The organism is Chryseobacterium urinae (assembly GCF_030518295.1).
GTDB classification, from domain to species: domain Bacteria; phylum Bacteroidota; class Bacteroidia; order Flavobacteriales; family Weeksellaceae; genus Chryseobacterium; species Chryseobacterium mucoviscidosis.
The window spans coordinates 1-432 of sequence record NZ_JAULSJ010000098.1 but is presented as its reverse complement, the minus strand read 5'-3'; the positions used below and the strand labels follow the sequence as shown (position 1 = coordinate 432).

The following is a 432-nucleotide window of genomic DNA, read 5'->3' as shown; positions in this document are numbered from 1 at the left end:
TTGAGTCTTCATCCGCACGTGCACTGCATTGTTCCGGGCGGTGGTGTGGATGAAAACGGAGCTTGGAAAAATCTCCGTTCAGATGGGAAATTTCTCTTTCCGGTAAAGGCTTTGAGTAAAGTTTTCAGAGCTAAATTTTGTGAGAAACTGAAGCATCAATTATCATTAAAATTGAATGAAAATCAACGAGAAAAATTTACTGAAAATGAGGCTGGGAATTACGAAAAATTAAGACAAAGTCTGTGGGAAAAACCTTGGGTGGTTTATGCTAAAAAGCCATTTGGAAGCCCAAAATCTGTGGTGGAATATTTGGGCAGATACACCCACAAAATTGCCATCAGCAATGGTAGAATTAGGGGAATTGATGATAAAACAGTAACGTTCGATTACAAAGATTACCGTCAAAAAGGCATCAAAAAGCAGATGGTTTTA

The 432-nt window shown here is 38.4% G+C and carries 1 protein-coding gene; it reads left to right on the top strand.

The window, feature by feature from the left end; all coding sequences use genetic code 11:
- Window positions 1-432: IS91 family transposase (locus tag QWT87_RS21135; protein ID WP_302718725.1), on the top strand; the 432-nt coding region annotated here is incomplete at both ends.